Consider the following 22752-nt stretch of genomic DNA (forward strand, 5'->3'; position numbering starts at 1 on the left):
GAGGCGCTGGCGACGACCGACTTCGGTACTGAACAGCAAAAGTTGCATACAAGTAAGTACCCGATGGGCCTTGCACCCTGACGCCGAGTGGCACAGCGAGAGAACGAGTGAGTGTTTGCCAGAAACAGTGAACAGCGCATGCAGCGGAAGCATGCGACCGTCGGCGAGTCGCACCGCCTCTAACCGCGATGCCGTGTCGGGCAGCCAGACGATGGGACTGTGTTCGACCGTGACGCAGCCGCGCTTGAGCAACGCGGACTCGTTCGTCGGCATCAGGAAGCATTCGCCCGGGATGAAGCAGGTGATCGGTTCTCAGTCGGACACTGGCGGACCGACATCGGACTTATCGCGAGTACGCCCTGCGGTTGGTCGGCTACTTCGTCGCCATGGCAGTTAACCGTTCATTGCGTATACGCAGACGCGGCTTATTTGAGGGTTCGATGAAATGGTCGAGATGTCACGCACGCATATTGCCGATCGTGCATGGGCGAAGTACATTCGGTGCGTTGCAGCTCACGGCAGGAGAGCCAGATGCTCAGCCCCTTCAACGTTCGCCGCGCCACGTTCTCGATCGCTGGTTCCGTTTTATTGATGACAGGATGTCAAACAGCTATCTCGGCCCAAACCTACGCAACAATCTCTCCTCCTGCGCAAACGCGTGCCGTTCCTTTGAAGTTCAAGCGACACAACTTTGAAGTTCATTGCTACAACACGTTGAGTTGCACCGTTGTCTACGACAACAACGATTTTGCCCGGCCCTATCTAAACACTCCTACGCCAGCGCCAAGCGCGGACGACTATCAGAAGCATTGGGGAACGGCATCCTATCTCGGTATCAAGAATTTCCCACCACCCGCGGAAATACGTTGGAAGTCGAGGGACGGGCAGTCGCATGAAGCCACCGTGGACATCGGCGCCATCTTCAAAGACGAGTTGATCTGGCACAACGTGCCCAAGTCCGAAATGACGGATTTCTATAAAGGCCCCGTCGCTGACGACCCGGATATCTTTCTGGAAGTGAATGACCACACACTCAATGTGTATATGGCCATGTTCATTCCCACCAAGAATGAACAGATCCCCGGAAACAAAGACAGTGATTTTCGTAAAGATATCATTTTGAGTTGGAGCCACACTTACTAACGAAGGACCGACCTCATGAATGGATGATCTCAGAAACCGGGAAGGACAGCGTACGGCAGGATCGATCTTTCCACATCGCCGATGCACAGAAGTTGAAACCTCCAATGGCGTCCGCAACTGTACTTTCGAGATTTTTACGCGGTCTCACGCTTTGTACCTCTGATCATGCGATCCTGCTTGGCCGTTTATCGGGTGTACGCAGCCGCGGCTGATTTGATAGCCGATGAAATGGTCAACACATGACGCACGCATATTGCCGATCGTGCGCGAGCAAAGTACATTCGGTTTGTTGTAGCTTAAGGCAGGAGAGCCAGATGCTCAGCCCGTTCAACGTTCGCCGCGTCACGTTCTCGATCGCTATTTCCGTTTTATTGATGACAGGATGCCATCCAGCCATGTCAGCCCAGACCAACGCAAGAATCGCTCCCCCTACGCAGACGCACGCCGTGCCGCTTAAATTCAAACAGCATAATTTTGAGGCTGTTTGCTACAACACGATTACTTGCAGCGTCATTTACGCCAACAACGATTTCACTAAACTTTTCGAAGACAAGCCCTCGCCACCACCAAGCTCTCCCGATTATAAAAAGTCATGGGGAACAGCTTCATACGTGAGCATAAAAAATTTCCCGCCGCCTGCCGAGGTTCGCTGGAAATCCAAGGATGGCATTGCTCACGAAGCCACAATCGATATCGGCGATATTTTTAAAGACGAGCTGATCTGGCACGACGTGCCCAAAGCAGATATGGCCGATTTTCATAGCGGGCCAGTGGCTGGTGAGCCCGACATCTTTCTTGAAGTGAATGATCGGACCATCAACGTTTACATGACAACTTTGATTCCCACGAAGACCGAGCAAATTCCGGGGAACAAGAACAGCTACGGTCGTGATGATATTTTCCTGGCGTGGAGCCATACCTACTAAGCAAGGAGCGACGCCATGGGTGGAGAATCTCACAAACCAGGAAAGGACGGCGCGCCGCAGGATGGCTCATTCTATCCTGCCGATGCACAAAAATTGCAGACCTACAAAGATGCCAGTACGGCGCTTTCAGAATTTAAGGCGCCCGTGCTTATCCATGCAAACAATCCGCACGAACGACTTTTCATTGCCTGCATGGATGGCACAGGCAACGATGCAGTGGCGGATCCGCTGCACAAAACCAATGTTGCGAAGATAAGTGACCAAGTTACCGCGCTGCGCATGGGGGGCAACGAGCAGATTCACAACGGTTACGTCGCAGGGCCCGGTACGCAGAGCGGCACCATCGCAAAGACTCTGGATGGAATGAGTGGCGCTACTTATAGCAAGCGCACTGAAGAGATGTACAAACAATTTATCGATCAATCCTGGAAATGGAAAAGGGATGATCCACAAGCTCAAATTCGAGTGGCCGACATAGGTTTCAGTCGCGGTGCCGAACAGGCCGCTGGTTTTTCCCGCCTCGTACAGGAGCGAGGAATCCAGGATCCGACCGGTGCCAAATATACCCGTGACTCCGACGGGATGATTACCCATGTCGAATACACCAAAAAGCCGATGGTTCCACCCGGTGAAGTTGTCCAAGCCGTGGGCCTATTCGACCCGGTAGGCACTGGCAACCCGATGAAGCATCAGGACCGTCGTCTACCACCCTCGGTGATTTCAGGCTTTCAAATCAACGCCGACGATGAGCGCCGTGGACTGTTCAAATCCGACCGAATTATCAAACCCGGTGAAACGGCCGACGGTCGTTTTCTAGCGGTGAACGTAGCCGGTGCGCATTCCGATGTTGGCGGCAGCTATCTGCGTGACGGTCTGGCCATCCGCAGCAACAACCTGATGACCGACTACTTGAACGGCTTGAGCGACAAACCGTATCTGCAAAAGCAGGCCGAACCGACCGATCCCCGGTTGAACGTGGTACATCGCTCCGAACAGAGCATGCTGCTCTACAAGTTTTATCCGAAGATCGATCGAACCGGCCCCGGTGGCTACAACGATCTATTGGTACCCAAGAACCAGATCGGGCGCGTCGGCGACGCCTATCACGCAGAGCCGCGCAACGAGGCGCTCAGCAATCAGTTCGAACGACAGAAGGTGAAAATCGGTGCGTTGCCGGCACCGCAGCAGGCACCGGCCGCTGCGGCGAACGATCTCTCCTCGCGGCTCGACAACATGCTGGCGGCTGGGCAATCGGGCGACCGCGCGGCGTTTCGTACCGGTACCCAGGCGCTCGCCAATTCCGACGCGGCACGCGCCATGCAGACCGAGGCGGCAGCGACGATCAACCGACAGGCGCAGACGCAACAGCAGGCTCCATCGCAACCTTCCCAGCAGCCGACGCAGCAACAGCCGCCCGCTGTCGGCAGTGGACCGCAGCGCTGAATATCCTGTGGCAAACCGTGATCGAGCAAGGACCGCAGCGCAATGCAAGAAGACGAATTGAGCGTACTGATCAGCAAGACCGCCGCTTTGATGGAACAATTCGAACGGCGCTGCGATGAAATCGACCATCGCCTGCTCACATCGTCGGAAGAGCTGCAAAAACTGACGCAACAGCTGCCGGCCGTCGTGAAGCAATCGGCCAATGACTCGATGCAAGCGGTGCCCGGTCAGGTGTCGAGCCAGGTGCAACTAGGCCTGTCTCGCCCGGTCACCGACTTCCAGCAGCGGCTAGACAAGGCTGGCAACGACGTCGGACAGGCCTCTCACGCACTTGCGCAGCAGATCAAGCACATCGAAAACCTGCAGCGGCTGCTGATCTGGAAAGTCATCGGCGTCACGGCAGTATGTTTTTTGCTGTTGCTTGCCGGCGGCATCTGGCTATCGATGCATTACACCAAGGTCATCGAGGAAAACCAGCTCAACGCCGATCTGATGAAAACCTACAACAACGCGGATCTGGTCCTGTGCGAAAAAGGCCAGCTCTGTGCGAATGTGGACACCAAGGGCAAGCATTACGGCGATCATCGGCAGTACGTGCCGGTGATGAGGCGATAGCGCGTTCTCTTCCACGAGGAGACTTTGAACGTGCTCTCAGGCAGCCATCAGCTTTGCACGCATCTCCCGATAGTTTTTCCGGTACTTTTTTGCCAGCGAGGTCTTTTGCGTCTCGCTGAGGATCTTGCCGGATACCTGAAAGAAGATTTTTTCCTCTTCACGCAAATGATCGTGCAGAGCCTTGGAAAGCTTCTGCAACGTGCTTGTCCAGCCTCTACCCTTGTGATCCGTCGTCTGCAGCTTCTCGACCAGCTTATCCATTTTGTGGTGATCGCTCAGCGCGTCACGTGCCGAATGGAGGCCGCGATCGTCCATCAGAATATCCACGTACAGATACCGCTCTTCCGCCGCTTCATGCGCGGCCAGCTCGATGCGCAGTTCGGTAAACATGTGCACGCGATGCTCGCCCGGATCGGAAAGCATCAGGCTGCGCATCAGTGAGCGCTGGATCTTATGGCTCTCTCGCAAGGCTTCGAAAATGGTTTCTGACATGTGGCGTATTCCCCGGCTCGTGACGAAAATGGAAGTCTCAATCGCTCTGGCGGCTAAGTCTTTCGCTTCACTTCCGCCGAGCGTGAGTGTCGGCCAGGGAGGGTGACAAAAGCGTCTGCTAGCCATTCCACATCGTCACCGAGATGTTTCCCGTGTAGGGTAAGAGTCTCTGTACGGAGAAAACCGAATGACACGCATCCTGTTTATCGGCCAGAAGCCGGAAACCGTCGATTTTTCCGACCCTTCGCTTCCTCCGGGATTCGATGCCGCCAAGATCAATGCCGGTATCGCCGTCGCCGTCAGCAAGATCGAGGAACGCGGCTGGCAGGGGGATACCTGCATGATCACGCCCGATGCGGCCGGCAGCGCCATGCTCGAGAAACAGCTGAAAAGCGCAACCTACGACTGCGTGGTGATCGGTGGCGGCCTGCGCATTCCACCGAAAAGCCTCGCCATGTTCGAGACGGTGGTCAATATCGTGCACAAAGGGGCGCCCGGTGCGGCCATCGCTTTCAATACGCGTCCCGAAGATACGGCCGACGCAGCGGCTCGTCAGCTTCATCCCGATTGATAGGCCGCATGCCCTCAACACGACCGTCTCAGCCGATTTCGCTGTCGCGCTCACGCGGCGCCCTTCTCCGCCATCCGCATCAGCGAATCGAATGCGCGGTCGCTGAGTATTCGCCGTAGAAACAGGATGACGCGCGCACCGCCGCCGGTGGCGTAGCGCGTGCGGGGACGGTGCGTGCGCAGCGCACGCGCAATCGTGGCGGCGACCACATCCGGTTCCGAAACCATCGTTGATTTTTCGCTGGAGTCGAACAGGCGCGCGTGTGCCCTGGCCTGCTCGGCGTAGGCCGTATGGCCCGAGCGCTGCAGCAGGCTTTCCCTCGCGATGCCCGTCCACTCGGTGCGGATCGCGCCAGGCTCGATAATCACCACATCGATGCCGAACGGTGCCAGCTCCATCCGCAGACAATCGCTCAGCCCTTCGACCGCGAATTTGGTCGCGTGATACCAGGTACCCAGCGGTTCGTGCATCTTGCCGCCGATCGAGGTGATGTTGACGATGCGCCCACCGCCTTGGGCGCGCATCATCGGCGTACTGAGCTGGATCAGCCGAGCCAGCCCGAACACGTTGACCTCGAACTGTCGACGACCCTCATCCAGCGGCACGTCCTCAAGGGCACCGTAGGAACCGTAGCCGGCGTTGTTGACCAGCACATCGAGACGTCCCTCCGACCGCTTGATGGCATCCACCGCAGCCACGATCGACGCATCGTCGGTCAGATCCAGCGACAGCAGATGGGCACCCGCCGCGCCCAGTGGCTGCATACGTTCAAGCCGTCGCGCAGCGGCATAAACCACGTAGCCGTCGGCCAGCAGGCGCTGCGCTGTCGCTTCGCCGATACCGGAGGACGCACCGGTAATCAGCGCGACTTTCTTCGTGGCGTGGGCAGTGTTTATCGTCATGACGTATGTCCTTGGGATTCGGTAGCCGGCAGTCTAAACTAGGGGCTATACACCCAAGTCAAGAGGCGCCGCATGCTGATCGCCGAATTCTGCCGTCGCGCCGAGCTGACGCGTGACGCCGTGCGCCTGTATGTAAAGCTTGGCCTGTTCGCTCCCCATGTGGGGCACAGCGCCAGCAATCGCTACCAGCAGTTCAACGAGGCCGATCTGGACCGCGCCGCCGTGATTCGCACCGCACAGCAGCTGGGTTTCACTCTCAAACAAATCGTCACGTTCAATCGCGAGTACGAGGCTGGAGCTATGGATCGCGAGCGCAAACTCGCCATCATGCGTGACCAGCTGGAAGCGGTCGACCTGAAGGCGGAACGCATTCGCGCGATGAGGAAATACCTGCGCGCCAAGATCGCATGGCTGGAAGCCGGCGAACGCGGTGACGAACCGGTGTTCTGCCGTATGCGACGTTAGCGAGGCCAACGGAGCCGGGTTCGCCTTTCAAGCGGCGCAGAGCCAACCCTATCCGGGCAAGCATTGCTAGTTTTCATGCTCCGCATGCATGCGCCGAATGCGTACCGTGCTGCCGCCCTCGTAAGTCACGACATACGTCGAGCCCTCATGCGTCTGCTGCGCGACGCGCACCGGGTCGGCCTGAATCGATTTCAGCACGGCATCCTGGTGAAATGCCGCCAGATCGCCGTCGGGAATCAGCATCAGCGGTGGGCTGATCTGCTGAAAGCTGGTGAAATGGCTGCCGCACTTGGTCGTTCTGGGCTCGAACATCAGCCAGCCCTGGCCGCAGCTCGCACCGGAGACTTCGGGCAGGCGCTTGAGCCAGATGAAATACTTGTTCTCGTGCGTGATCCAGACGCGATTGCGTCGAGCATCGTCACCGCCGATATCGTCCGATTTCCAGAAGCGCACCAGGGAGGCCTCGTGGCAGTCGGTGGATGCGCATTCCTGCAGCACCAGATATTCGTTGTCCTGCAGATGGATCGGCTCGATGCTGAGAATGTCGTCCTTCATCAGCGCCTGCGCCGGGAATACTACCGACGGCATGCGCGGGTCGACCCTGAAGTCGCCGGAGATCAGATAGCCGCCGTGTTGCGAAGAGTACGCCGGCGAAGTGACCTTTATGGCCGGCAGATTCGTTTGCGCCGAGGCGACGAGGCTCACCAGAGCCAGACTGGTAAGCCACAGGATGCGTGCGGGTTTCATCGGTACTCCCTACCGTGGACGAAACAGCTGCCATGGTGCGCGGCGGCGCACGGCGGTGCAAGCGCAACAGAGCCCTTCCCTCGCGGCGTACTACTCATAAGCTCGCGCTCGCCGAGAACAGCGCGTCTTAAGCAAACAGCCGCATGTACTGCGCTCACACCGACCGTAAAAAACGCGGCGGGCTCCGCGCCGCACCGTCTTCACCAAGCGGACACCAGTGCGCCAAGGCTCACGGCATTTTTGCAACCTCGTCGCACTTGATCTCGCTGCAATTGAAATCCACTTCCACGCCGCGACCGGCGATCACCGGCACATTGAGATGCTTGGCGACATCCTGGCCGCTCTGCTTCAGCGTGACCGTGTAGGTACCCGTCGGTAGTGCGTGTGCCGAGTAACGACCGCTGGCATCCACCTTCACCGTTCGGCCCGCCCCGGTCGCATCGCTGCGCACAGCGACGCTGTAACCCAGGGGCGCTTTGCCGAACACTGCACCCGCCGTGTCCTGCGCACTGGCCGTGGAGATACTGGCCACGGTGCACGCGCCGATGACACCGGCTAGAGCCAGACGACGAGCGATGCGACGCACGGTGAAACGAGGCGAAAAAACAGGGTTCATAAGTCACTTCCTTAGTTTGTGGGGTGAGGAAAAACAGGCACACCAACGGCTAGCTGCTGCGCGTAAAACCAAGTGGACGACGCCGTCAACATCGGTATCGCCAGCATGACTTCGCGCGCTGCCGCCTACACCAGCAGCATGTTGCCGACGGTCATCGCGCTGATCAGCACGCAGGCGCCGAACAGGCTGCGCAACAGCAGGGTTTCGATTTCGAATTTCATGGTGGCTCTCCATAGAGTGAGGAAACGAAGCTTTCGAGAGGTATATGGCAAGCACCATGCCAATGCCTCGGCGCGCTGAAAACCGTGCTCCAATGCCGTTTTTCGTTGCTTATCGAAGGAGAAAATTCGTCCGCGGACACTTCACGCGGACATCGGACGCCGCGGACACACTGCTCACGCGACAACACGCGGCAGAAATGCCGGCGCACTGTTGAACGATGAGATCAGTCAGTTCGCATTACCCGTGACATCGTGACGGTCGACGTCTTGCTGCGATAGAAAACGCCTCGCTATACCGATAGGCGCACTCGTAAATTCGCTGACCCGCCATATCGATAAGCGAAAAACCGCGCCCACCGTCCGACGTCAGTCGATACCGGATGGATGCAGGCAGGTGTGCTCGTGCTGGAGAAGCCGCGAAAGCGTCCCGCAAATCATGGGGCAATACGGTTCCGGCTCGGGATCGATGGGCGACAGGGCAACTGTCACGACATCGCCAATAGTTGCGCCGGCCGCCTAAATTTTCCGTCCGTTTCGAGCGTCGCTCAACATGGACGGCCGTTGATGGTGCCTTCCACCGACGTCCCGCCAGGCCTTGGCAGCACGTCGCTCGCTGCCTTTGGCAAAACCGGAAAGGCACATGAACCCTCTTTACCGGGTTTCATAGGGCGAAGGAGTTTTGCCTAAAACGTAAACGTGCCTGATGCGGTCATCTCGATGACCCCCAACACTCCGCTTGCGTCGATGACAGCAGAATCGTTCGCCTTCAAAACCTATACGTTTTTCTCCGCCTGCCGCACGAGTTCCCTGATCTTGGTCGCACGCAGCTGTTCGCACTTTTTCAGACCCTCTCGCGCTTCCTTGATCACCTCGAAGGCCAGGTTCTGGCTGGTGTGATGCCGCTTCGCATCGATGGCGGCATCCAGCCGCTGTTGCGCCGCGCGGATCGCTTTATCGACGCGATACAACGGCGCATGCGGATGGGTGGTCAGGGGCGGCTCGTAGTTTTTCGTCATGGCATGTCTTCGTGATCAGATCGGCACGATAGCCGAGTTGGGCAAGCGGCGGTCGATAGGACAAGTGAAGCTCTACCCTGCCTTGCGTCATGCAAAAGACTTTAGGAGAACCTGGCACGTCCATTCCAAGAGCGACGTTGCAGCGCCGAGCCTTCAAGCCCACACGCTCTGAGCCGCCGCCCTAGCCTGGGTCGCGCCCGCCTGCCGAGGCGCGCAGCCTGGCCAGCGTCTTGCCGAATTCGGTGATGCGTTTGCTGTCGGTGTTGCCGAGCCAGCGCTGCAGTTCGTCGTCGAACACGGGGCCACCCATGGCGATGGTTTTTTTTCCGAGCGCGGTCAACTCGACAATGGACACGCGCCGGTCGGTAGCTTCGGCCTTTCGAGAGCACAGGCCCTTGGCCATGATACGGTCGACTGCCTGGCTGGCGCCGCCGACGGTCATGGGGAGCTTCTCGGCGATGTCCTTGACGTAGCAATCGGTAACGGCGTCGATGATCAGCAGCACGCTGAAGGTACCCAGCGGCACACCGGCCTCCTTACGCAGTCGAGCATCGATCGCGTTCCACATGTCCGTTTCCAGACGGACCAGATCGCTGAACACATCGCGCAGGGACATCTTGCCTCCATGAATAGATTAGCACTAATCTAATTACCACTGATCCATTCTAGTCCAAGGAAATGCTCGATGAACACGACCCCGAATTCACCGGACGCGGCGATGTCGAGAGCGCTCGTTCTTGGCGGCGGTGGCGCCGTCGGGCGCGCCTGGCAGACCGGTCTGGCGGCATCGTTGATCCGCGCGGGCATTGACCTGCGCGCAGCCGACGCAATCATCGGTACGTCCGCGGGTGCCAGCGTGGGCGCGCGCATCGCCCTGGGCATGGATCTTTCGACGGCACCATCGTCTGTCATGCCCGGCCCCGAGCCGACCCAGGCGCCACCGACCATGGACGGAATGGCCGAACTCATGGCAGCCGTCGCTCGGGCGTCGACATCCACGACACCCGAGCACGAGTGGGCCAAGGCCGGTGCCATGGCGCTGGCGGCCGATACGGTGAGCGAAGCGCGGTCGCTGAGCCGCGAGCCGTTTACTGGCCTTGTCGACAGGACATGGCCTGCGAACTTTTTCACCACGGCGCTGGACGCAGCGACCGGGGCATTCCACGTGTGGAGCGCGGCATCCGGCGCGCCGCTGCATTTGGCCGTCGCTTCCAGTTGCGCACTGCCCGGCGTATGGCCGCCGATCACCATCGGTACGGCGCGCTATATCGACGGCGGTGTCAAAAGTATGCTCAACGCGGACCTTGCCGTGGGGTACAGCCGCGTCGTCGTGGTTTCCTGTTTCACCATGGCGACAGTGCAGGACGGGCCGCGCGATGTTGCGCAAACGCTCAACGCCGCGCTCCACGCCGAGCTGCAGAGCATCCGCGACAAAGGCGGCACGCTCGCGCTGATCGAACCGGGCATCGAACTCCAGACGCTCACGCGCGGCGGCCAGGACATGCTCGACAACAGCCTGGTGCCGGCAGCGTATGAAATCGGTTTGACGCAAGGTCAAGCAGAGGCGGAGCGGATAAGGCGCGTATGGCAGCAAGATGCGACGCAGGGTACGCGCGACTGAGCCTTGAGCCCACAGGACTAATGAATATGCCCCTGTCTTGTGAGAGCAGCCCATGGAAAGCAACTGCCTCAAGAAATGTGCACACGGACCTTTCGGTTCGACGGCTTGCTACTGTGCCGGCGTGGCACTTATATGCAGCACGCCCCAACCGTGCCCGTCCGGGTCGACAAAGCTGTGCGTATACATGAAGCCGAAATCTTCCGGCTCGTCGTAGGTGGTGCCACCGGCAGCGAGGGCTTTGCCGACAAGGCTGTCGACCTCTTCACGGCTTTCGCAACCGATGGAAAGCAATACCTCGACGGCCTTGCTGGTGTCGCAGATATCTTTGGGCGTGAACTCCCGAAACTTGGCGTGCGTCGTCAGCATGAGACTGATCGCGTCGCTGATGACGAAGCCCGCGCCGGCATCGCTGGTGAACTCTGGATTGAGCGTGAAGCCGAGTGCCGTGAAGAACGCGATGGACCTCGGCAGGTCGGCGACTGGAAGGTTGATGAACAACTGTTTGCTCATGAATTTCCCCTTGCGTAGCTAGCGTGGTCAAAAGACGGGTGTCAGGGCTTATTTGAACACTCCAGAGGCTGTCCCAGAAATGTCTCCGACACCTTTTCGCTCAAGTCGATCGATTTCGACGTCGAGCGTTATCCGGCCTTTACCGCCACAGGCGCATCGTCGGATTGGTGTCGTAGCGTCCACGGATCTTCGGCGAGAACGCTCGGGTCGGCAATGAGCGTGTCTTGCGTGGGCCCGAAGAGTGCATAGGGCAGATAGCCGTATCCGCCATCGCCGAAGTGGGGTCCCCAGGAGTTCTGGATTTCAAGCAGACCGGTTACGTCGTCGTAACCCACGGCCAGGACAAAGTGATAGCCGTCGGCGGGGTCCGCGGCAGGTGGATGAAAGAGATTGGCGTCGTTCACCGGGCCGCCTGCGAAGCCTGCCGCGGCACCGGATGAGCCCGCTGAACCGCCACTGGAACCGGCCCCAGTACCCGATGAGCCCACCGCTCCACCACCCGAGCCGGCGGATCCACCCGAGGAACCGCCAGTACCACCGGAAGAGCCGCCCGTACCGCCAGAGGAGCCGGCCGCGCCACCCGAGGCACCGGCGGAGCCGCCGGTGGAACCCGCTGTGCTGCCTTCGCGACCGGCTGGCACGTCACCAGGGGCAGACGTCGGTACCGGAAAAATTCCCGTGCGCCATGTCGGGGAAGGCACCGCATCGCTGCCGTAGCCCACGGACTGCGCCACGGGAAAGGCCACCGGCACCGGGTAGCCACCGGCTATCGATAGCTTGATCGCACGCAGCGTCGTTACCCGGTAAGCCTTGGTCAACTTGCGCTTGGCCGCATCGTCGAAAGCGGTAGTCGGTGGCGCGATCGAAAATTTCTGGGGGTCGTAGGGCCACGCGCTCTCGATGCACACGCCGTAGTTTTCCAGTGCCTCGACCACCGCGTCGGCCTTGCATCCCGAGTCGTCGCTGGTTTGCTCGGCTTCGACCAAGACACGCGTCGCGTAGTAACAGAACAGCGGCGACAACGGTTCATCCAGCCCCTCGGCCAGATGAAGAAAACGCAGCGCGCCGGTAAACGCAAAGGCCGCACACGACTGGATCGGATCCTGGTCGAGTACCGGTGGACACTTCGATCGCAAGCTCGCCGACGACGGTGGCTGGGGCAGCGCTTTGCCAGGCGGTACGATTTCGAGCACCGGACGAGAGAGCCGCTTGGCCCCTCGCGCCGACGGGGCGAGCTTGCGATCGACACCGTTGACTGTCACAACGGGGGCGGCCGCCACGACCGGTTTTTCACTGTCCGGTTTACCGCCATGGCCACCACTCTGGCCGCCCGTCTGGCCGCTTCGCCCTTGTCCGCTGTCCGCTTTGTTTTGCATGTCGTTCCCTTTTATCCGTGATGGTTTCCCATGACATTGCCGTCGGCATGGTTTAAAGCGGCGCTGCTCGATCGATGTTTCTGCTCCCTCTGCTTGTCGGTGCTGGGTGAACCATCCCATTTTTAGGCACGAAACCGGTCGGGATGTATGCAAAAAAGGCGTATGCGGCTTTCGCCGTATCCAGCGATACGCGATGTTGCGCATGATCCCCCTAAATTCGTTCGTTGCCCAGCAGACCTCGTGCTACCGCGACATGCGAGCGCAGATACGAACCTGGAAATATTCCTACGCCTGCGTCGCTTTAATAGCGCAAGATTTAATCGAACTGACATGCCGCATGCTTATGGTCGAAGGACCTTCCTTTTCGCGGTGAACCGGTATGTCTTTCATTCAACGCGGCCTGATCCTGGGCCTGTTTTTACTTTCAGGATCGTCCTTTGCCTCTACGGCGTGCTCCAACTTCTTTCTGGCCGGCACACCTCCCACTGTCGAGGCATCGATGACCAGCCGCACAACCGAGGTGTGCCACACCGAATACGTCATCTTGGACTCCGGTGTGACCAAGGGGCCGCTGTACTCGGCACAAGATCTGACCGCAGCTCAGGTGGCCGGATCGGAAACCATCAGCCGTACGGGATCGTTCCACCAGGAGACGGGCATTCCTGCCGCCGATCGCTCCCAGGATTCCGACTACACCAACAGCGGCTATGACCGCGGCCACATGACGCCGGCTGGCGACGAATCGACGATCGCCAGCGAGAAAGAATCGTTCTCGATGGGCAACGTCGTTCCGCAAGAACACAAGCTCAATACGGGTGAATGGGAAAAAATCGAACAACAGGTTCGACAACTGGCAACGAATCTCGGCTCGGTCTACGTGGTGACCGGACCGGCATTCAGCGACAGCTCGATTCCGACGATCGGAAAAGATGGTGTGGCGGTGCCAGACTACACATGGAAAGCCGTGTACGAACCGGGCATCGGTGCAGCCGCCTATGTCTGCACTAACGACGACAACGAAACCTGCATGGTCGTTTCGATCGATGCGATCACGACTTTATCGGGTATCGATCCTTTTCCGGCGCTGAGCAGCACTTTAAAAGCGAACCCCATCAGCCTTCCTTTGCCCGCCACGGCCAAGTGAGCGCTGGGTGGGATCGACACCCGCCGCCGATGCGAAACCGTTGAAGTCATCCCGAACGCTCCCCCGCCGAACGATGCGGGGGACGTCGGTCCGGTAGCTAGGTTTTCAAACAGCGCTTTTCAGCCAGCCAACATTCTTGCCCCGATCGCCAGAAGCAGCGCGGGCAGCATCACGACGCATCCCACCTTGAAAAAAGCCATGAAAGTCACCTCTTCCCCCTCGCGCCGGATAGCCGTGAGCCAGAGGATCGTCGCGAGCGAACCGGTGATCGACAAATTGGGCCCCAGGTCGACACCGATAAGCAGCGCATCGACGACGCTTTGCGGCGCATGAGCAACCGCGGCGGTGGAACTCGCGATCAATCCGGCGGGCAGGTTGTTGATGAGGTTGCTGGCGAAAGCGATCGTGAGGCCCGACGCACCGGCCGTGCTCGCCGGTGCGCTCCTCGCCCCCTGCTCGAGCAGCGTCGCGAGTGCGCGAATGACGCCCGTTCGATTCAGCGTTTCCACCAAAATAAACAGTCCGGCGACCAGCGGCAGCACGCCCCAGGAAATGTCTTTCAGCAGCGGCCATGGCCACGCACGCCGTCGAAGCTGAAGCACGGTCGCCGTGAGCACGCCGAGCACAGCCGTGGGCAAACCCAGCGGTTGATCTAACGCCGACACCACCAGCAGTGTCACTGCCGTGAGTCCGATTCCGGCCATGGCCACGCGGCCGTTGATGCTCAACGGCTCTACCGCCAGATCCGCCGCGATCGTGCCCTCCAGCGGACGGCGCTGCGTCCATCGCAATACCAGATAGGTAGCGACAATCGATAGCGCCGATGGCAGCAGGAATCGTTGCAGCCAGGCGCCGAGCGAAGGCATGTGGTTACCGTACAGCACCAGGTTTGCCGGGTTGGAAATCGGCAAGACGAAGCTCGCCGCATTGGCGATGAAAGCGCAGACAAAAAGGAACGGCAGCGGATTCGCCTTGGCCTTTCGGGCCGCTGCAAAAACCGCCGGCGTGAGGACGACGGCCGTCGCATCATTCGACAAGAAAATCGTCACCACCGTGCCGGCCCCATAGATCAGCAGGAACAGCCGCTTCGGCGAAGCCTGCGCGTGATTGACGGCCATGGCGGCCACCCAATCGAACAGCCCCTCACGCCGAGCGACTTCCGACAGCAGCATCATGCCGATGAGAAACAGATAGACGTCCGCGCCTTTGCCTATGGCCCGCAACGCATCGCCGACGGGCAACAGGCCGAGCGCGACGATCAGCACGGCGCCACTCACCGCCCAAATCGCTTCGGGCCACTTGAAAGGACGAGTGATGACGGCGGCGGTGGTGACGGCACAGATGATCCATGCAAGGAGGTTATGACTTGCCAAAAGTTGTGATCCTTGTTTCTGAGAGCTTGTTTATGCTCTCCCCGTGCCGCGCGCCGGGAGCGGTTTGCGCGCAGACCAAGGAAGAGCAAAAAAGTGGACGTCGGTCCACGACGCAGTGATGACGCCGGGATGCGGGCAAACCCCGGCCCGGAGGGTTGCGAGGTACGGAGAGATGGTGAACACGCTCTAAGCCATGGGGCTCTCGGCGCGCGCATCGCTCGCGCTACCGCAGGCCGGCTTCAATTGATTGGCAAAACCGAGCCAGAGCACGAGCGAGCCCAAGGCGATGCTGCCCAGCATCAGAAACGCGGTGCGGTAACCCAGTGCCTGCGCGATCATGCCGCCGAGCGCGGGACTGAGCGACGCGCCGAGACCTTGTACCGTCATCACGGCGCCCTGCCCTACGTTGACGTGACCGGTGCCCTTGAGCAGTCGTGCGACCAGCGCGGGCACGGCGACGCTTTGCAGACCCGCACCAACGCCATCGAGCGCTTGCACGGGCCACACCCCCCATTGCTTGATCACAAACGCCGCGATCAGGCCGCGCAGCGGCAGCGCCAGAAAGGTCAACAGAATGACCCACCAGTGTCCGCGTGTGCGCAGCAAGCGCATCGCCACCAGCGATGCGCCGACCATGACGAGTTGCGCGACCACGATGGTCGTTGCCGTAAACAGTGCCGGATTGCCCTGATGCGCCGCGACGACGGCGAGTCCGTAGAGCGGCAGCATGGCGGCGTTGCCCAGATGGAACAGCGCAAGCGCACCGGCGAGGATCAGCAGCGGACGGCAAGTGAACAACACCCGGAAGGCGGATGTCTTTTCATCCTTACCATCGTCGTCGCTCTCCAGTCCACGGGCGGCACGATCGTCGATCGCCTGTTTAGGAATCAGCAGCACGCTGACGATCGACAACACCCCAAAAACCACGGCAAGCACGAAGACGGCGGCAAAACCGAATTTCCAGCCCAGCACGCCCGACAGCGCCGCGCCGATGACGTTGCCCGCGTGGTTCGCCACCTGGTTGCGACCGAACTGACGATCGAAACCCGCCTGGCGCACCATGCCTAGCGTGATGCCCGCCAGCGCCGGACCCAAGGCGGCACCGGCAATGGCCGTGGCGATCTGCGATGTCGCCACCATGGCAAACGATGGCGACACCCATAGCAGCGCCGAGGCCAGCAGCGTAAAGATGCTGGCGATGACGACCAGCGCACGCTTGTTGCGCGACGCGTCGATCAGCGCGCCGGCCGGTCCGGTCACCACCATGCCCGCCAGGCCGCCGATGGTCATGACCGACCCGATAGAACCGGCACCCCATCCCTTGGCTTGCAGAAACACGCCAAGAAACGGTCCGATCCCGGCCTGCACGTCGGCCATGAAAAAATTCAGGGCCTCCAGCGCGCGCAGCCCGGGCCTGGTCGATGTCGAGCGCGCGTTCACCACTTTTTACCGTATTTGTTCGGACCCAGCTGCGTGCCCAGTACGCCGTGCTCGGGCCACGGCCTGACCGCATGCGCATCGGTACCCGGCTGTGCGTCGGAGCGGTCTTTGCCATCCGGATCGGCCATCCGAGGATCGACCGTCACCTGATCCTTCGCAGCGTTTCCGTCGGCATCTCGCGCATCCACATGGATACGAAAAGGCGTCGTCGTTTCCGGGGCGACCAGAATGGCCGACCAGACACCCGGTTCGCCGTGGACGGGCGACATGGCTACCGGCAGGTCGTCGTCGATCCGTGCCGTGACCCGCTGCACATGCTCTCCGAACACCTTGGCGCGAACCCGCAACGGCTCCGCCGGTGTGTGGCGTGCAGAGCCCTTCTCCGTCGCCAGCCGATGATCGGCCGGGCTGGTGATCATCACGAACGGCCATGCCGAACCGAGCGGTTTGAAGTGCCAGCTGACGGCATCGCCATCCAGGCAGGCGATGGAATATCCGGCCTGACCGGCGTCTTCCTCGACCTGGGCCGTCGATCGCGTGGAGGCATAGATCACGGCACCGTCGTTCAGCAGCTCGTTGTAATGCGTGTGACCGGTGTCCACCATGGCCACACCGGCATCGGCGAAGAGACGCCCGACGGCATGACTATCCTGACGCAGGTCGCCCGGATAGCCGTGCATAAACACGACCGGCTTTTGCGCGTCCTGCTGAGCTGCCTTCAGCTGATCGACGAGCCATCGGTTTTGCGCCGCGCCGAGCCGAAAATCGGGACCGCCCGATCCGGCCGATACGATATCCAGAAACAGGCACCGGCGCCCGTCGATCATCATGGCCATCGGCAGCGGCGTTGCGCCATGCATCGTATAAAAGTCGACCAAGGATCCCGGCTCGAAATCGTGATCGCCCGGAATCGCAAAGACGGGCAACGTCAGGCCCGACAGCGTGTCGTTGATCTTGTCGTATTGCAGCGGCGTTCCGTTATTGGCGTTGTCGCCCGGCAGAAAAACAAAATCGACGGTATCGGCAAAGAACCGATTGGCCTCGGCGACGATCTCGCGCAGACGTTCGATACCCTGGTAATGGTCTTCGTGCGATACATGCAGATCGCCGACATGCAGCCAGGTCAACATGGTGAACTCCTTTGTCTTTCGTAACAGTCGTTTTCATCGAGACGCGGCAAAGCGTTGGATCGAGGTGACATCGCACAGCGGCCGACCGCCACCGTGCGATGTCACTGCGCCGACGCATGACGCGCTCAGGCGTGATGGGCGTGCTCTTTGGGGCCGGGCTTCTTCGGCGGCTTTTTCGGACCGTGCTTGAGGTCTTTCGGCACATCCAGCAGCGACGAAGCGTCGACACCCAAGGCAGTGGCGTCCACGACCGCGCCGCTGGGCGTGGTTATGCTGGCGCCGCGGCTGCTCAACGACGCGCCGACTTTCAGCACATCCGCGAAGGTCGTCGCACCGTGTGGCGGAAAGCGCACGATCGTGCCGTCATCCAACAGCGCGCCGTGGGCGTCGCCCTTCGGACCATGCAGAAGACGTTCGATAATGCCTTGGTGGATGAGACCGTGATATTTGCCCGCACCGCCGGGCTTTTCATGCGGATGCGGCTTGGGGTGCTTTTTATGCTTTGGACCTTCGTCCGCAATACGTCCGCCTTTGCGGGTATCGATGGCGACAGCCACGATCACCCCGCCGTGCCGTGTTTTCACGCCGCGCACGGAAAGCTTTTCGCCCGGGGCCAGCGCATCCAGCAACTGAGCCGACAAATGCGGCGGAGTGTGGATCTCCGTGCCGTCGGTCAACAGCAGTCCGTCGATATCGGCATGGGTATTGAAGAGGAAGCGGTCCAGCGTGCCTTCGGTCGCAGGCAGGAAATCGGGGTCAAGCCAATGCATAAGATGTGCTCCAGAAACATAGGGAAGATGAAAAATCGGATGCCCAGGACATACGCGTCTGGGTCAATCCGGAGGGTCGGCGGGTGATGACGCGCGAGGTTCGGGTGGAGAAAGAAGGGTTTGTTCGGACGCGCGATCCGGCCCGATCGCCGTCACCTGAATCGCGCGGCCCCACGGTGTGACGACACCGAAGCCCTGTGCGCTGACGCGTTGCCCGTCGACCAGCAAATGGGGGATTCGACCGGCGGCGAGCGGCGGCAGGCGCAACGACGTTCCGTCGTCGAGGAGGACGCCGACGACGTCTGCGCGCGGTCCTAAGATCACGCAGCTCACCTGTCCGATCGCCTGCATGGGTTGAAGAGCCGGTGGCGCGGTCGCAAAGCGATTGGCCGGCGTGTCCTCGGATATCGACGTGCGTCCCGACGCGTCCGTGATCCTTTGTGCATTCAGAAGCTCGGTGGCGCCGACCCGATCACCCGTGACATGGATGATGTCGCCGATATGGAACGATGCCGTCAACGCCCGCGACACCGTCGGCGGAACGTTCACCTGGGTTCGGTCGGCCAGAAGCAGGCCGTCGACGTCACCGTTAGGATTCAGCAGAAAATGCGCAATGACGCCCGATATCTGCGTGGCATCCGTCTGATCCGCCATCACGACCGGGGCGAGCGGCGCCGGCGGCGCGTCGGTGGCCTGCGGAAAGGCAGGCGCCGTCACCGTAAGCAGCAGCGTGAGTAAGGTTCGACGAATCATGCGTGACCGACCGTGCGCGGTGGAAGTACCGCCACACAGACATCGCAAGCGGCGTGCCAACGCCTAAGTCGTTGTTGCACATGGGAACGAACGCACGCGAATCGCCGCACCTGTCCGCATTCCCGACAGTGTGGTGTCTTCGATCAGGACACCGATACCGCTCCGGCCTAGCTCAGACCGAACTCGTCGAGCTTGCGATAGAGCAGCTGACGGTGGATACCCAATCGACGTGCGGCCTCCGCGCGGTTACCGTTCGCGGCAAGGAGCGCGCGTTCGATCATGGCTTTTTCCAGGCGTGCAATGGCCTCAGGCAGTTCGCCGTCGAGCCAGTCGTTGACCGATCCGGCATCGGCACCGGAGGCATCGACCAGGCCGTCGAGATCCGACGCCTGAATCGTTTCGCCGCGCACAAGGACACGGCAGCGATCCATCGCATTCTTCAGCTCGCGGACGTTTCCCGGCCAGGCATAAGCCAGCAACCGACGCACCGCTCCCGGCGACAGCTGCTTGATCGGCCCCTTGGCCGCCGCCAGAAAATGTTCCGCCAGAAGGATGATGTCTGCCGTACGCTCGCGCAGCGGCAGCAGGGCAATCGGCACCACATTCAGGCGATAAAGCAGGTCGCGCCGAAAGGCGCCCTCTTCGACCATGCGCTCGAGATCGCGGTGGGTCGCCGCGATCAGGCGCACATCCACTTTCTCGGGGATGCTGGCGCCCAGCGGCGTGACCTCGCCCTCCTGCAGCACGCGCAACAGTTTTGCCTGCATCGATAACGGCATATCGCCGATTTCGTCGAGAAACAGCGACCCGCCATCGGCTTCCCGTATATGCCCCTTGCGATCGGACGTGGCGCCGGAGAACGCGCCCTTGCGATGACCGAACAGCTCGCTCTCCATCAGCTCCGCCGGGAGCGCGGCGCAATTGACGGCGATAAACGAATGCCTGCCCCGCGCACTCGCCTGATGCAGGGCGCGCGCCACCAGCTCTTTACCCGTGCCCGTTTCGCCGGTGATCAGCACAGGGACATCGCTGGCGGCGGCCATACCGATGCGCTTCTGCATCGCGCGCATCGCCTGGCTTTGACCCACGAGCGACTCATGACGATCGCCGGCATCCTCGTTTCTTGGCGCCGGCGGTTCGTCGTGTGCGGCCAGCACGCGCTCGATCACATCCGCCACGTCCTGGCGACCGATGGGCTTGGTCAGGTGGTCGAACGCACCGAGCTTCATCGCTTCGATCGTGTTGTGGCTGGACGCATACGCGGTAAGCATCACGACCGGTACGTTCATCGCCTTCGCATCGTCATGGCGCGAGCGCAAGAGCGCCAAGCCATCCATGTCGGGCATGCGGTAATCGACGATGGCCATGTCCGGCGACGCGCCGATCATCACCTGCAGGCCTTCCCTACCGGTGGCGGCAAGCAGCACCTCATGCCCCAGCCCTTCGACGGTCTTGGCCAGCGTCTGGCGAAACGCCATATCGTCATCGACAATCAGGATGCGCGCCATGGCAACTCCAGCGTGAAGTGCGTCATGCCGTCCGTGTGGCTGTAGCGCGCCACGCCATGGTGGGCGTGAGCGATCTCACGAACCAGGGCCAGCCCGAGGCCGTTGCCATCCACGCGTCCGCTGACGAAAGGCTCGAACAGCTGCCCGCTCAGTGCCGGCGGAATGTCCGCCCCCTGATTGACGACATCGATCGTCATCACGCCTGACGACACATTTACTTCCAGGTAAACGGTCGTATCGGGCGTGCGGTGCTGTATCGCGTTGCGAAGCAGGTTTTCGACCGCGCGCCCGAGCTGATCCGGATCCAGCCGCCAGGACACGTTCGCATCGTGCAGCGGACGCAGCTCAATGTCGCGATAGCTCATGGTGTCGATGAGTTCTTGTAACCATGGCCCGATGGCGACCGCTCGGGTCTTGAGATGGATCGGTTGCACCATGGTCAACAAACTTTCGACCACGCCCTCCAACCGCTGGACTTGGGTGAGAAAAAGCTGCAAATGGTCCGAATCGTCTACCCTGCCCTCGGCCAACGCGTTCTCTGCCGCCAGTCGCATGGTGGCAATCGGATTGCGGATTTCGTGTGCCACGGTCGCCACCATGCGCCCCAGCGTGACCAGGCGCTCATGCCGAGTCAGTTCCGTCGTCAGCCGTGCCTGTGCCTGCCGGGATTCCGCCAGACGCGTCGCGTAGCGTGTCACGGCCGCACCGAGGCGATCCAGTTCCTTCGATCCGGTCGGCACAATCGTGGGAATTGTCGAAGTGTCGGCCGCGGCAAGCGCGTCCTCCACCTGAGAAAGCTTGCGATCCCAGTGTCGGAATGCCCAACCCGCGCCCACCGCCGAGATGACCACCAGGACCAACAACAGTGTCATGCCCACCAACAGGCTATGGTAAAAGCTGGCGCCGACCGTGGGCATGCGCGTCATCGTCCACGCACTCGTGCCGGCATCCAGGGGACACGCCGCCAGAAACAACACTTCTCGATTGCTCGATCGCATATACAGCGTGGCCCGGCCTTCGGCGAGCGCGCGAAGTGCCGTGACCTCGATATTGCCGCGCTCCGCCGCCGGAAGATCCGACTTGATGCCGCTGCCCTGATAGGTGGGATAGGCGTAGCCCACCGGCCCCTGCTGGCGGCTCCAGATACCGCCCTCGATGCCGTTGAAATCCGCCAGGACGAGCTGCAATACCACGTCGCGCAGTCCACTGGCATTGCCCGACGAACGTGCCGCTTCACTGGCGCCCTGGTAACGCTGGGCAATCCGGCTGCAGGCGCTTTCAACCTGCTGCTGAAACTGCGCGCGTTTCACGCCCTCGGTCTGTCCGTACAGCTCATAGAGCAGCACGCTCAACGAACAGCAGATCACCACCATCAACATCCACACCAGCAGCAACTGATGGCGAAGTGAACTGAGCATGTGCGTAGGTGCCTTATTCCAATGAATGACGCGCAGGAGTCCAGCGAGAAGCACGCAGAATAAGCCCACCTTGCTTACGGTGGGTTCTTTCCGAGCAAACAGCGTTGCCTGCCCCAAACGCCGCCGAGCGATCCCCTGAGGGTGTCTCTCAGCCCCCGGCCCCGGATTAACGCACAACCGGCGGTATAGGAGGCGTCACGAAGAGCGCAAACGACATCCCGGATGTTGACAGCATGCCTGGCCAGAAACGGCAGCCATGACGTCTCCTGAAACGACGCAGGCTCGCTCTGCGCCAGACAGCGATATTTTTCGTACGGCTGTTTCTAGTATCCGCCATCCCCTACGTGGCGTGCATCGCCGCACAAAGAAACAACCCAAAGAACAGTCCCCAACGCGTTCAATTCCGTGACATACCGCATCATTGATGCGTTAGTGCACCTAATCCATTCGTGGTCATCGACCGCGAACAACCCTAGGCGCAGCGATCAACCCGAATCGATCATCGAGCGGCCTGCCATTCGTTTGCCCTAGCCCCTGAGGTCGCATGTTGCC

General features: G+C 60.6%; 23 protein-coding genes. 8 read left to right on the forward strand and 15 right to left on the reverse strand.

The annotated features are described in order from the left end of the window. Positions 1-531: 531 nt before the first annotated feature. The 4 genes from HDE78_RS02765 to HDE78_RS02780 all read left to right on the forward strand — a co-directional run bounded on the left by HDE78_RS02765 (position 532) and on the right by HDE78_RS02780 (position 4127). Positions 532-1143: a hypothetical protein gene (locus HDE78_RS02765; RefSeq protein WP_255457566.1), complete on the forward strand. Its 612-nt coding sequence runs from the start codon at positions 532-534 to the stop codon at positions 1141-1143. A 314-nt stretch (positions 1144-1457) separates the two neighbouring features. Next, positions 1458-2069 carry a hypothetical protein gene (locus tag HDE78_RS02770; protein WP_255457567.1) on the forward strand — a complete coding sequence of 204 codons (612 nt, stop codon included), beginning with the start codon at positions 1458-1460 and terminating at the stop codon, positions 2067-2069. A 15-nt stretch (positions 2070-2084) separates the two neighbouring features. Beyond that, on the forward strand, positions 2085-3512 hold the full coding sequence (locus tag HDE78_RS02775; protein ID WP_179476964.1) for a DUF2235 domain-containing protein: 1428 nt from the start codon (positions 2085-2087) through the stop codon (positions 3510-3512). A gap of 42 nt (positions 3513-3554) precedes the next feature. After that, entirely contained in the window at positions 3555-4127 is a 573-nt protein-coding gene (locus HDE78_RS02780; protein ID WP_179476965.1) for a relaxation protein, read from the forward strand. A 36-nt stretch (positions 4128-4163) separates the two neighbouring features. On the opposite strand, the gene HDE78_RS02785 is transcribed toward HDE78_RS02780, so the two are convergent. Next, positions 4164-4745, reverse strand: a complete 582-nt coding sequence (locus HDE78_RS02785; protein ID WP_218861936.1) for a hemerythrin domain-containing protein — start codon at positions 4743-4745, stop codon at positions 4164-4166. A 61-nt stretch (positions 4746-4806) separates the two neighbouring features. Between HDE78_RS02785 and HDE78_RS02790 the strand changes: the two genes are divergently transcribed. Beyond that, entirely contained in the window at positions 4807-5190 is a 384-nt protein-coding gene (locus HDE78_RS02790) for a hypothetical protein (protein WP_179476966.1), read from the forward strand. 50 nt (positions 5191-5240) lie between these two features. On the opposite strand, the gene HDE78_RS02795 is transcribed toward HDE78_RS02790, so the two are convergent. Continuing rightward, the gene (locus HDE78_RS02795; protein WP_179476967.1) at positions 5241-6092 is read right to left on the reverse strand and encodes an oxidoreductase; all 852 of its coding nucleotides are present in this window, start codon (positions 6090-6092) and stop codon (positions 5241-5243) included. A gap of 72 nt (positions 6093-6164) precedes the next feature. Between HDE78_RS02795 and HDE78_RS02800 the strand changes: the two genes are divergently transcribed. Then, on the forward strand, positions 6165-6557 hold the full coding sequence (locus tag HDE78_RS02800; RefSeq protein ID WP_179476968.1) for a MerR family transcriptional regulator: 393 nt from the start codon (positions 6165-6167) through the stop codon (positions 6555-6557). Between the two features lie 66 nt (positions 6558-6623). On the opposite strand, the gene HDE78_RS02805 is transcribed toward HDE78_RS02800, so the two are convergent. From HDE78_RS02805 to HDE78_RS02820, 4 genes are all read right to left on the reverse strand, one after another. Next, complete coding sequence (locus HDE78_RS02805; protein ID WP_179476969.1) at positions 6624-7304, reverse strand: hypothetical protein; 681 nt, start codon at positions 7302-7304, stop codon at positions 6624-6626. A 229-nt stretch (positions 7305-7533) separates the two neighbouring features. After that, positions 7534-7920, reverse strand: coding sequence for a carboxypeptidase-like regulatory domain-containing protein (locus HDE78_RS02810; protein ID WP_179476970.1), 387 nt, complete (start codon positions 7918-7920; stop codon positions 7534-7536). Between the two features lie 994 nt (positions 7921-8914). Then, positions 8915-9157: a hypothetical protein gene (locus HDE78_RS02815; protein WP_179476971.1), complete on the reverse strand. Its 243-nt coding sequence runs from the start codon at positions 9155-9157 to the stop codon at positions 8915-8917. A 181-nt stretch (positions 9158-9338) separates the two neighbouring features. Beyond that, a complete protein-coding gene (locus HDE78_RS02820; protein WP_179476972.1) occupies positions 9339-9773 on the reverse strand; it encodes a MarR family winged helix-turn-helix transcriptional regulator in 435 nt (144 codons plus the stop codon). 69 nt (positions 9774-9842) lie between these two features. Here HDE78_RS02820 and HDE78_RS02825 point away from each other — a divergent pair, with 69 nt between their 5' ends. Then, positions 9843-10778 (forward strand): patatin-like phospholipase family protein, encoded by a 936-nt coding sequence (locus HDE78_RS02825; RefSeq protein WP_179476973.1) that lies wholly within the window; start codon positions 9843-9845, stop codon positions 10776-10778. 108 nt (positions 10779-10886) lie between these two features. On the opposite strand, the gene HDE78_RS02830 is transcribed toward HDE78_RS02825, so the two are convergent. Further along, entirely contained in the window at positions 10887-11288 is a 402-nt protein-coding gene (locus HDE78_RS02830) for a VOC family protein (protein ID WP_179476974.1), read from the reverse strand. A 128-nt stretch (positions 11289-11416) separates the two neighbouring features. Continuing rightward, on the reverse strand, positions 11417-12664 hold the full coding sequence (locus HDE78_RS02835) for a C1 family peptidase (RefSeq protein WP_179476975.1): 1248 nt from the start codon (positions 12662-12664) through the stop codon (positions 11417-11419). A 379-nt stretch (positions 12665-13043) separates the two neighbouring features. On the opposite strand from HDE78_RS02835, the gene HDE78_RS02840 reads away from it, so the two are divergent. Continuing rightward, positions 13044-13808, forward strand: a complete 765-nt coding sequence (locus tag HDE78_RS02840) for a DNA/RNA non-specific endonuclease (protein ID WP_179476976.1) — start codon at positions 13044-13046, stop codon at positions 13806-13808. Positions 13809-13927: 119 nt separating this feature from the next. Here the strand turns inward: HDE78_RS02840 and HDE78_RS02845 are convergent, their stop codons facing one another. The 7 genes from HDE78_RS02845 to HDE78_RS02875 all read right to left on the reverse strand — a co-directional run bounded on the left by HDE78_RS02845 (position 13928) and on the right by HDE78_RS02875 (position 22200). Further along, positions 13928-15181, reverse strand: coding sequence for an arsenic transporter (locus HDE78_RS02845; protein WP_179476977.1), 1254 nt, complete (start codon positions 15179-15181; stop codon positions 13928-13930). 186 nt (positions 15182-15367) lie between these two features. After that, positions 15368-16621 (reverse strand): MFS transporter, encoded by a 1254-nt coding sequence (locus HDE78_RS02850; RefSeq protein WP_345776019.1) that lies wholly within the window; start codon positions 16619-16621, stop codon positions 15368-15370. Beyond that, the gene (locus tag HDE78_RS02855; RefSeq protein ID WP_179476978.1) at positions 16618-17751 is read right to left on the reverse strand and encodes a metallophosphoesterase; all 1134 of its coding nucleotides are present in this window, start codon (positions 17749-17751) and stop codon (positions 16618-16620) included. Before HDE78_RS02855 ends, HDE78_RS02850 begins: the two co-directional genes overlap by 4 nt. A 125-nt stretch (positions 17752-17876) precedes the next feature. Further along, the gene (locus HDE78_RS02860) at positions 17877-18521 is read right to left on the reverse strand and encodes a hypothetical protein (protein ID WP_179476979.1); all 645 of its coding nucleotides are present in this window, start codon (positions 18519-18521) and stop codon (positions 17877-17879) included. 63 nt (positions 18522-18584) lie between these two features. Continuing rightward, positions 18585-19274: a hypothetical protein gene (locus tag HDE78_RS02865; RefSeq protein WP_179476980.1), complete on the reverse strand. Its 690-nt coding sequence runs from the start codon at positions 19272-19274 to the stop codon at positions 18585-18587. A 167-nt stretch (positions 19275-19441) separates the two neighbouring features. Beyond that, on the reverse strand, positions 19442-20782 hold the full coding sequence (locus tag HDE78_RS02870; protein ID WP_179476981.1) for a sigma-54 dependent transcriptional regulator: 1341 nt from the start codon (positions 20780-20782) through the stop codon (positions 19442-19444). Continuing rightward, entirely contained in the window at positions 20767-22200 is a 1434-nt protein-coding gene (locus HDE78_RS02875; protein WP_179476982.1) for a HAMP domain-containing sensor histidine kinase, read from the reverse strand. The genes HDE78_RS02870 and HDE78_RS02875 overlap by 16 nt, the downstream gene beginning before the upstream one ends. Between the last annotated feature and the right edge of the window lie 552 nt (positions 22201-22752).

Source organism: Rhodanobacter sp. K2T2, assembly GCF_013408815.1.
GTDB lineage: Bacteria > Pseudomonadota > Gammaproteobacteria > Xanthomonadales > Rhodanobacteraceae > Rhodanobacter.

What these genes read in the sequence shown, in the direction of transcription:
- HDE78_RS02765 (WP_255457566.1), top strand. Translation starts at nt 532, where the DNA reads ATGCTCAGCCCCTTCAACGTTCGCCGCGCCACGTTCTCGATCGCTGGT.
- HDE78_RS02770 (WP_255457567.1), top strand. Translation starts at nt 1,458, where the DNA reads ATGCTCAGCCCGTTCAACGTTCGCCGCGTCACGTTCTCGATCGCTATT.
- HDE78_RS02775 (WP_179476964.1), top strand. Translation starts at nt 2,085, where the DNA reads ATGGGTGGAGAATCTCACAAACCAGGAAAGGACGGCGCGCCGCAGGAT.
- HDE78_RS02780 (WP_179476965.1), top strand. Translation starts at nt 3,555, where the DNA reads ATGCAAGAAGACGAATTGAGCGTACTGATCAGCAAGACCGCCGCTTTG.
- HDE78_RS02785 (WP_218861936.1), bottom strand. Translation starts at nt 4,745, where the DNA reads ATGGCTAGCAGACGCTTTTGTCACCCTCCCTGGCCGACACTCACGCTC.
- HDE78_RS02790 (WP_179476966.1), top strand. Translation starts at nt 4,807, where the DNA reads ATGACACGCATCCTGTTTATCGGCCAGAAGCCGGAAACCGTCGATTTT.
- HDE78_RS02795 (WP_179476967.1), bottom strand. Translation starts at nt 6,092, where the DNA reads ATGACGATAAACACTGCCCACGCCACGAAGAAAGTCGCGCTGATTACC.
- HDE78_RS02800 (WP_179476968.1), top strand. Translation starts at nt 6,165, where the DNA reads ATGCTGATCGCCGAATTCTGCCGTCGCGCCGAGCTGACGCGTGACGCC.
- HDE78_RS02805 (WP_179476969.1), bottom strand. Translation starts at nt 7,304, where the DNA reads ATGAAACCCGCACGCATCCTGTGGCTTACCAGTCTGGCTCTGGTGAGC.
- HDE78_RS02810 (WP_179476970.1), bottom strand. Translation starts at nt 7,920, where the DNA reads ATGAACCCTGTTTTTTCGCCTCGTTTCACCGTGCGTCGCATCGCTCGT.
- HDE78_RS02815 (WP_179476971.1), bottom strand. Translation starts at nt 9,157, where the DNA reads ATGACGAAAAACTACGAGCCGCCCCTGACCACCCATCCGCATGCGCCG.
- HDE78_RS02820 (WP_179476972.1), bottom strand. Translation starts at nt 9,773, where the DNA reads ATGTCCCTGCGCGATGTGTTCAGCGATCTGGTCCGTCTGGAAACGGAC.
- HDE78_RS02825 (WP_179476973.1), top strand. Translation starts at nt 9,843, where the DNA reads ATGAACACGACCCCGAATTCACCGGACGCGGCGATGTCGAGAGCGCTC.
- HDE78_RS02830 (WP_179476974.1), bottom strand. Translation starts at nt 11,288, where the DNA reads ATGAGCAAACAGTTGTTCATCAACCTTCCAGTCGCCGACCTGCCGAGG.
- HDE78_RS02835 (WP_179476975.1), bottom strand. Translation starts at nt 12,664, where the DNA reads ATGCAAAACAAAGCGGACAGCGGACAAGGGCGAAGCGGCCAGACGGGC.
- HDE78_RS02840 (WP_179476976.1), top strand. Translation starts at nt 13,044, where the DNA reads ATGTCTTTCATTCAACGCGGCCTGATCCTGGGCCTGTTTTTACTTTCA.
- HDE78_RS02855 (WP_179476978.1), bottom strand. Translation starts at nt 17,751, where the DNA reads ATGTTGACCTGGCTGCATGTCGGCGATCTGCATGTATCGCACGAAGAC.
- HDE78_RS02860 (WP_179476979.1), bottom strand. Translation starts at nt 18,521, where the DNA reads ATGCATTGGCTTGACCCCGATTTCCTGCCTGCGACCGAAGGCACGCTG.
- HDE78_RS02865 (WP_179476980.1), bottom strand. Translation starts at nt 19,274, where the DNA reads ATGATTCGTCGAACCTTACTCACGCTGCTGCTTACGGTGACGGCGCCT.
- HDE78_RS02870 (WP_179476981.1), bottom strand. Translation starts at nt 20,782, where the DNA reads ATGGCGCGCATCCTGATTGTCGATGACGATATGGCGTTTCGCCAGACG.
- HDE78_RS02875 (WP_179476982.1), bottom strand. Translation starts at nt 22,200, where the DNA reads ATGCTCAGTTCACTTCGCCATCAGTTGCTGCTGGTGTGGATGTTGATG.